The organism is Azospirillum sp. TSH64, from assembly GCF_003116035.1.
In the GTDB taxonomy this organism is placed as follows: Bacteria; Pseudomonadota; Alphaproteobacteria; order Azospirillales; family Azospirillaceae; genus Azospirillum.
Window position 1 is genome coordinate 3,349,534 of record NZ_LGQW01000015.1, and the last position, 8,448, is coordinate 3,357,981.

General features: G+C 68.0%; 8 protein-coding genes. 7 read left to right on the plus strand and 1 reads right to left on the minus strand.

Annotated features, from left to right (window positions below; translation table 11 throughout):
- Nucleotides 1-20: 20 nt before the first annotated feature.
- The gene (locus tag TSH64_RS16700) at nt 21-1,007 is read right to left on the minus strand and encodes an AraC family transcriptional regulator (protein WP_199237579.1); all 987 of its coding nucleotides are present in this window, start codon (nt 1,005-1,007) and stop codon (nt 21-23) included.
- Nucleotides 1,008-1,114: 107 nt separating this feature from the next.
- On the opposite strand from TSH64_RS16700, the gene TSH64_RS16705 reads away from it, so the two are divergent.
- From TSH64_RS16705 to TSH64_RS16735, 7 genes are all read left to right on the plus strand, one after another.
- Nucleotides 1,115-2,284 (plus strand): MFS transporter, encoded by a 1,170-nt coding sequence (locus TSH64_RS16705; RefSeq protein ID WP_109446556.1) that lies wholly within the window; start codon nt 1,115-1,117, stop codon nt 2,282-2,284.
- 179 nt (nt 2,285-2,463) lie between these two features.
- Nucleotides 2,464-2,916, plus strand: coding sequence for a MarR family transcriptional regulator (locus tag TSH64_RS16710; RefSeq protein ID WP_109446558.1), 453 nt, complete (start codon nt 2,464-2,466; stop codon nt 2,914-2,916).
- Between the two features lie 92 nt (nt 2,917-3,008).
- Nucleotides 3,009-3,926, plus strand: a complete 918-nt coding sequence (locus TSH64_RS16715; protein ID WP_109446560.1) for an HlyD family secretion protein — start codon at nt 3,009-3,011, stop codon at nt 3,924-3,926.
- A gap of 10 nt (nt 3,927-3,936) precedes the next feature.
- On the plus strand, nt 3,937-6,036 hold the full coding sequence (locus TSH64_RS16720; protein WP_109446562.1) for an FUSC family protein: 2,100 nt from the start codon (nt 3,937-3,939) through the stop codon (nt 6,034-6,036).
- Nucleotides 6,033-6,242, plus strand: coding sequence for a DUF1656 domain-containing protein (locus tag TSH64_RS16725; RefSeq protein WP_109446565.1), 210 nt, complete (start codon nt 6,033-6,035; stop codon nt 6,240-6,242). Before TSH64_RS16720 ends, TSH64_RS16725 begins: the two co-directional genes overlap by 4 nt.
- Nucleotides 6,243-6,300: 58 nt before the next feature.
- Nucleotides 6,301-7,656 carry an ATP-binding protein gene (locus TSH64_RS16730; RefSeq protein ID WP_109446566.1) on the plus strand — a complete coding sequence of 452 codons (1,356 nt, stop codon included), beginning with the start codon at nt 6,301-6,303 and terminating at the stop codon, nt 7,654-7,656.
- Nucleotides 7,653-8,448, plus strand: a 796-nt coding sequence (locus tag TSH64_RS16735; protein ID WP_109452742.1) for a HupU protein, incomplete at its 3' end; no start/stop codon positions are given. The genes TSH64_RS16730 and TSH64_RS16735, both read left to right, overlap by 4 nt.

Consider the following 8,448-nt stretch of genomic DNA (forward strand, 5'->3'; position numbering starts at 1 on the left):
CATAATCTGCATTATGGAAATTATATTGGTGAGCCGGGCGATCTGTTGCGTGCCGCCCCCGGCGGTTGTCCAGTCACCCGTTTGAAGGCGCGGCTGAAAGCGGCCTGCGAGCCGTAGCCCAAGCGGTATGCAGCGGTCTCTATTGGCATGTTCTCGCGCCCGATCCATTGCGCGGCAAGCCGCATCCGCAGTTCGGTGACATACTGGAGCGGGGTCATGCCGGTGACCGCCAGAAAGCGTTCGGCGAAGACCGACCGCGAACTGCCCATTTCGGCGGCCAACTGGGCGACGGTCCAATCGCGGCCGGGATCGCGGTGAAGCGCTGCGATGACTCGCCCCAGCCTGGGATCGCGCAGCGCTTCCACCCAGCCGCGGGCGTCGCCGCAGCCGCATTCGACCCAGCCGCGCACGATGAAGGCCGACACGACGTCGGCCAGCCGCGCCAGGATTCCGGCAAAGCCGGCACGTTCGGTCCGCGCCTCCCGTTCCATCGCCTCCAGCATCGGAAGGATTTCCGGATAGCGGTCGAGCAGGGTGCCGACCAGCATCACCTCCGGCATGAGGCCGATCAGCGGATGCATGGCGCCGAGGTCGAATTCCATGCAGCCGCTGAAGATCACCGTGTCCTTGCTGCGGCAGGTGTCCGCCGGGCAGGATTTGATGCTGCCGACCGTTTCACACAGCGCCGCTTCGTCGAAGCCGCCCAGATCCAGACCCTGCCCGTCTGCATCGGAGACCAGATCATGGGCACCGCCCCGCGGCAGCAGGACCGCGTCGCCGGCATGCAGTTCATGCAACGTCCCCATCCTGGCGCGCAGGATGGCGGTTCCGCAGGCCACGAAATGGAACTGCGCCCTCCCCTCGTCCCGGCCGAAGCTGATGCCGAACGGCGGAGCGAACTGCATCCGGCGGTACCTGACCCCGTAAAGCCGCATGCCGAGCAACAGCTCGCTGACAGCATCGCGCAGCGGAGGTGCCGAGGATTGTCTGGGGACGGGTAGGGACATGCCCAGACTTTCGATCAAAAACTCCGGACGGTATGGCATGGATCGTCCGGCGCTTCAAGCCTACCCTGCAACGCAGCAAAAACACCTTCAAACGAGGGGAAAGAGACATGAGTGATGTGACGAAGCCGGCCTGGGGCGCGGTTTTCGCGATGTCCATGGGCGTGTTCGCGCTGGTCGGAGCGGAGTTCCTGCCCGCCAGCCTGCTGACGCCGATGGCGGCCGATCTCGGCGTTTCGGAAGGGCTGGCGGGACAGGCGGTTACGGCCACCGCGGCCGTTGCGCTGGTGACCAGCCTGTTGATCGCCACGGCGACCCGCAGGGTCGACCGGCGGATCGTGCTGATGGCATTTTCCATGCTGCTGATCGCCTCCAATCTCGCAGTCGCCTTCGCGCCTAATCTGCCGGTTCTCCTGGTCGGGCGCGTGCTGCTGGGCATAGCGATCGGCGGATTCTGGACCATGGCCGCGGCGACCGCGATGCGGCTCGTTCCACCCGACCTGGTGCCCCGCGCCCTGTCGATCATCTTCAGCGGCGTGTCGGCGGCAACGGTGTTCGCGGCTCCGCTCGGCAGCTATGTCGGCGGGTTGATCGGCTGGCGGCCCGTCTTCCTGCTCGGCGCCGTCCTCGGGCTCCTTGCCCTTGCGGCACAGGCGGCGACGCTGCCGCGCATGGCGCCGACCGGACATGCGCGGCTGCGTACCCTGCTCGACGTGCTGACGCGGCCGGGCGTCGGCATCGGCATGCTGGCCGTGGTGCTGGTCTTCACCGGGCATTTCGCCTTCTTCACCTACATCAGGCCGTTCTTGGAAACGGTGACCAGCGTCGGGCTCGACGGCGTTTCCGGCATTCTCCTGGGCTTAGGACTCGCCAACTTTGTCGGAACCGCGCTGGGCGGCATGCTTCTGGAGCGCAACATGCGCCTGACGCTGGTCGCCATGCCGTTGCTGATGGCGCTGCTCGGACTGGGGCTGGCAAGTGCAGGCGGTTCGCCGGCCATCGACACGGTTCTGGTGACGCTGTGGGGTCTCGCCTTCGGGGCGGTTCCGGTGGCGTGGTCGACATGGATCACCCGTGCCGTGCCCGACGAGGCGGAGAGCGCCGGCGGCCTGATCGTCGCCGCTGTGCAACTCGCCATCGCCACGGGAGCCGCAGCCGGGGGAGCCATCTTCGGTGTCAGCGGCGTGACCGGGGTCTTCACCATGGCCGGAGCGGTGCTGCTGATCGCCGTCCTGACCATCCTGCTCGGCGTCCGCACCCGGACGGTCGAGACCGCCTGAACATCGCGTCCCCAACCGATAAGCCCGGAAGGGAACTGTCTCCCGGCCCGCCGGTCGCCTACATGGCGACGGCGGGCCAGCGTGTTTTTGCACTGCGGCAATCCAGCCATGCGGCGAACGGGGCCTCAGGACCGCATCGGCCTCTTGCCGGATTTAGATAGCAAACCTATTAAATAGGGATGCTACAAGATAAGGCTCTGCGCCTTCCCCCGAATTTTGGCCTGCACCTGTTCCGCGCCTCCCATCTGTGGCGGCGGGCGGCGAACAAGGTGCTGGCGGACAGCGGCTTTTCCGCATCGGCCATCACGCCGCTGATGCTGCTGGCCGAACTTGGCGACGGCTTGCGCCAGCGCGAGCTGGCGGAGGAGATGGGCGTCGAGGGCCCCTCCCTCGTGCGGGTTCTCGACGGGCTGGAAGGTGCTGGATTGCTGGAGCGGCGCGAGGATCCCTGCGACCGCCGTGCGAAGACCCTGCACATGACCGATGCCGGCCGGCACCTGCTGGTGCAGGTGAACGAGGCGCTGAACGATGTCCGACAGCGCCTGATGGCAGACGCGGCGGAGACCGACGTCGAGGCCTGCTACCGCGTGCTGTCCATCATCGAAACCAACGCCAAGCGTGAACAGACCTGATCGTGCCGTGTTCTCCGGGGATGCGCGCCATGGCCGGTTCCGGCCGCGGCGACCTCCGGTCGCATCGGTGCGGTGATTGAGGAACCAAGACCGTGACACTCTTTCCTTCCTTCCGGACGGTGGTCCGGATCGCCGTGACCCTGTTGGTGACCGTGGCGGCTGCCGGCGGCGGACTGTGGCTGTGGGATTACTACATGAACGAGCCCTGGACCCGTGACGGCCGCGTGCGTGCCGACATCGTCCAGGTGTCCTCCGACGTCGCCGGTCTGGTGACCGACGTCCGCGTGACCGACAACCAGTTGGTCCACAAGGGCGACCTGCTGTTCGTCGTGGATCCCGGCCGCTACAAGCTGGCGGTGGAACAGGCCCAGGCCAACCTCGACAGCGCCAAGGCGGAACTGGCCTATCGCACCGCAGAGGCGCGCCGGTACGAGCAGCTGGGCACCAACGTCGTCTCGACCGCCCAGAAGCAGGAGGTGGCGTCCGCCATGTCCAAGGCCGCCGCCGCCGCCAAGCAGACCGAGGCGGCGCTGGACCTCGCCCGCTTCAACCTGGACCGGACGGAGGTCAAGGCGACGGTCGACGGCTATGTCACCAACCTCCAGATGAAGACCGGCAACTATGTCGCCGCCGGTCAGGCGGTGGTGGCGCTGATCGACAGCCATTCCTTCTATGTCATGGGCTATTTCGAGGAAACCAAGCTGCCGCGCATCCATGTCGGCGCCCCCGTCTCGGTCCGCATCATGGGAGCCGGCGCCGATCTGCGCGGCCGGGTCGACAGCATCACCCGCGCCATCGTCGACCGCGACCGGGCGGAGGGCACCGGGCTGGTCGCCAACGTCAACCCGACCTTCAACTGGGTCCGGCTGGCCCAGCGCATCCCCGTGCGCATCGCGCTGGACGAGGTGCCGGACGGCCTGCAGCTGGTCGCCGGCCGCACCGCGACCGTGTCGGTGGTCGGATCTCCCGACAGCGCGCCGAAGGTTGCCCAGCTGCCGGCCGGGCAGTGAGCGCACGGCCATGCCAAAGGCATCTTCCTGGGCCCCATCCCTGAACGAGCTGGTCTTCTCGCTGAAGTCCTTCGCCGCCTCCATGCTGGCGCTCTACATCGCCTTCGGCATGGGCCTGCCGCGGCCCTTCTGGGCGATGCTGACCGCCTATGTGGTGTCGAGCCCGCTGTCGGGAACCGTGCGATCGAAGGCGGTGTACCGCGTCGCCGGCACGGTCGTCGGCTGCATCGCCGCCATCGTCCTGACGGTCGAGCTGGTCAATGCGCCGGAATTGCTGTCGCTGGCGGTCGGGCTGTGGGTCGGCGGCTGCCTGTTCATCTCGCTGCTGGACCGCACGCCGCGTAGCTATGCCTTCATGCTGGCCGGCTACACCGCCGGCCTGATCGTCTTTCCCGGCGTCGCCAATCCGGAGGCGATCTTCGACACCGGGCTGGCCCGGGTCGAAGAGATCATCCTCGGCATCGTCTGCGCCACCGTCATCCACAGCGTCATCCTGCCGCGCGGCATGGGGCCGGTCCTTCTCGGCAAGCTCGATGCCTCGCTGCGCGATGCGGAGCGCTGGACGCTCGACGCGCTGGAGCAGGTCGCCACCGACGCGCGGCTGCGCGACCGCCACAAGATGGCCACCGACCTGACCGAATTGCGGGTGATGACCACCCACCTGCCCTACGACACCTCCGACCTGCGCTGGATGACCCGGCCGATGCGGGCCCTGCAGGACCGCATGGTCTATCTGCTGCCGGTGCTGACCGCCGTGCATGACCGGCTGGGGGCGCTGCGCCGCCCGGATGGCGCGATGCCGCCGGACCTGGCGCCGGTGGTGGCCGCGGTCCGCGATTGGATTGCCGCCGGTGCCGCCGCCGATCCTGCGGACGCCGCCCGGCTGATCGACCGGATCGACCGGCTGGAAGCGGCGGAGTCCCCGCAGTCGGCGGACGGCTGGGAGGCCGCGACGCGCTTCAGCTTCATCCGCCGCCTGCGGTCCCTTGTGGAAATCCATCGCGATTGCCGGGATTTGCGGGCGCACCTGGCAACCGGCGACAAGGCCCTGCCCGACCATCTCGACCCGCTGGCCCGCAAGCGCTCGCGCGGCGTCTTCCATCTGGATCACGGGATGGCGGCATGGTCGGGGGCGGCGGCCCTGCTGGGCATCACCAGCGTCTGCGCCTTCTGGATCCTGACCGGCTGGTCGTCCGGATCGGCGGCGGCGATGATGGTGGCGGTCTTCACCTGCTTCTTCGCATCCTTCGACGATCCGGTGCCGGGCATCCGCCTGTTCCTGGTCTATACGATGGCCTCGCTGCCGTTGTCCGCCTTCTATCTGCTGGTGGTCCTGCCGTCCTTCGACAGCTTCCCGATGCTGGTGCTCTGTCTGGCACCAACCCTGGTGACGCTTGGCATCTTCGTTGCCCGCCCGGCGACGATGGGCAAGGCGATGGCGCTGATCTTTGGCGTCGGCGGCTCGCTCAGCCTGCTCGATACCGGCAACGGCGATTTCGCCTCCTTCCTGAACAGCAGCATCGGACAGATCGTCGGCATCGTCGGCGCCATGCTGGTCACCCGCATGTGCCGGTCGGTCGGTGCGGCATGGAGCGCGCGGCGCCTGCTGCACATCGGCTGGCGTGAGATCGCCGACATGGCCCGGACACGCAAGGTGCCGGCGAATGACGGCTTCGAAAGCCGCATGCTGGACCGCGTCGGCCTCTTGTCCGCCCGGCTGGCGCAGGCCGGCGGGTCGGTGGATGTCGACGCCATCGACGCGGTGCGCGACCTGCGGGTCGGGTTGAACATCGTCGAGCTTCAGCGGGCGCGCCCGGTGCTGGGCCGTGCAGGCGGAGAGACGTTGGACAGGTTGCTGGGCGGCGTCGCCGTCCATTTCCGCGCCCTGTCGGCCAAGCGGCCCGACCCGGCGCCGGCCGAGCTGCTGGGCAGCATGGACGAGCTTCTGTCCGCCATCGGCGCCGCCCCGCCCTGCCCCGAGCGCGACCGCGCCGTCGTGGCGCTGGCCTCGCTGCGGCGCAGCCTGTTCCCCGGCGCGGCATTGCTGCCGCCGCCTCTGGCCAACGAGGAGGTCCCTCCGACGATGCATCAGGAAAGGGCACGCGCATGATCGGCGAAATCGATGTCTACGGCCTGTTCCTGCCGCCGCTGCTGATCATGGCCGTGGTCGCCTGGGCGGTGTCGGCGCTGCTGCGGCGGGGATTGCGCGCCATCGGCGCCTATGGCTGGGTGTGGCATGCGCCGCTGTTCGACTCCGCGCTCTATGTGCTGGTGCTGAGCGGGCTCGCCGGCCTGTGGTCGGTCTGGTCGGCCTGACCGGTTCCGGCTGAAATCATCCACACTGCAAGCCATCCGGCGTGCTAGTCTGCCCGGCATGACCGCCCCGCTTTCGCAGCCCTTCTCCATCCCCGGCATCCCGTCCGATGCCGACGCCGAGAGCGCCTGGATCGACGTGATCCGGAAGATGGACGAGACCTACGCCAATCTGGTGACGCAGCAGGTGGAGCTGGAGCGCAAGAACGCGGAGCTGGAAGAGGCGCAGGCCTTCATCGCCAGCGTTCTGGGCTCCATGACCGACGTCCTGATCGCCTGCGACCGCGACGGCCGGATCGAGCAGACCAACCCGGCGGCCGAACGGGCGCTCGGTTGCGCCGGGCGCGACCTGACGGGGCGTCCGCTGCGCGATTTCCTCGACCCGGCTTTCCATCCCGCCTTCGCCCGGCTGTGCAGCGCCGCCCTCCAGCGCGAGGAGGTCAGCGATGTCGAGCTGTCTCTGCGTGGCCCCACCGGCCCCTTCCCGGTCGCGGTCAACAGCACGGTACGCTACGACCAGCGTGGCCATGCCATCGGGCTGGTTCTGGTCGGCCGGCCCATCGGGGAATTGCGCCGCGCCTACCGCGACCTCGCCGCCGCCCATGAAGGGCTGAAGCAGACCCAGCAGCAGCTCGTCCATTCGGAAAAGATGGCTTCGCTCGGCCGGCTGGTGGCCGGGGTGGCGCATGAACTGAACAACCCGATCTCCTTCGTCTACGGCAACGCCCATGCCATGCGTCGCTATGTCGACCGGATGACCGCCTATCTCGACCGCGTGCATGACGGTGCCGCGCCGGAGGAGCTGGCAGGCTTGCGCAAGGACCTGCGCATCGACCGCGCCCGGGCCGATGCCGCAGCGACGCTGGACGGAATGCTGGAGGGGACGGAGCGGGTGCGCGACATCGTGGCGGAGCTTCGCCGCTTCTCGTCGGAACAGAAGCACGCCTCGGAGCGCTTTGATCTGACGGGACTTTTGCGCTCCGCGGTCACCTGGGTCGCCAAGGCGCAGATGCCCGACCTGACCGTCGTTTTCGACCTGCCCGACACGCTGGACATCGCCGGCCATCCCGGCCATCTGCATCAGGTCGCGATGAATCTGGTCCAGAACGCCATCGACGCCATGTCCGGTGCTGCGGTCAAGCGGCTGGAATTGCATGGGCGGGAGGAGGCCGGAAAAGTCATCGTCACAATCCGCGACACCGGCCACGGCATTCCCGATGCGATCCTGGCCCGCGTCTTCGATCCCTTCTTCACCACCAAGCCGGTCGGCAAGGGCACCGGCCTCGGCCTGTCGATCAGCTACCAGCTGGTGCACGACCATGGCGGCGCGCTGTGCGCCGCCAACCATCCGGACGGCGGCGCACAGTTTACCCTGACTTTGCCGGCCGCCGGTCAGCGCGAAGGAGCCACAAGATGAGAGAGCGCCCGCTGTCGGTGCTGTGGCTCCAGTCGGGCGGCTGCGGCGGCTGCACCATGTCGCTGCTCTGCGCCGAATCCCCGGATTTGCTGCTGCTGCTGGAGACCGCCGGCATCCGCCTGCTCTGGCATCCCAGCCTGTCGGAAGAAACGGGGGCGGAGGCAGTCGAGCTGTTCGAGCGCGTCCTGTCGGGGGCGGAGCCGCTCGATGTGCTGTGTGTCGAGGGATCGCTGCTGCGCGGCCCCAACGGCACCGGGCGCTTCCATGTTCTGGCGGGGACCGGCCGGCCGACCATCGACTGGGTACGCGATCTGGCCGCCGTCGCTGGCACCGTCGTCGCCGTCGGCACCTGCGCGGCCTTCGGCGGCATCACGGCAGGCGGCGAGAACATCGCCGACGCCTGCGGCCTGCAGTATGAGGGCACGCAGCGCGGTGGCGCCTTGGGGACGGAGTTCCGCGCGCGTGGCGGCTTGCCGGTGGTCAATGTCGCGGGGTGCCCGACCCATCCAAACTGGGTGACCGAAACGCTGATGCTGCTGGCCGAAAACGCCCTCGCCGCTTCCGACCTCGATCTCTACCAGCGCCCGCGCTTCTATGCCGACCATCTGGTCCACCATGGCTGTCCGCGCAACGAGTATTATGAGTACAAGGCGAGTGCGGAGAAGCCATCCGATCTCGGCTGCCTGATGGAACATATGGGCTGCCTTGGCACACAGGCGCATGCCGACTGCAACACCCGCCTGTGGAATGGCGAAGGCTCCTGCACCCGTGGCGGGTACGCCTGCATCAATT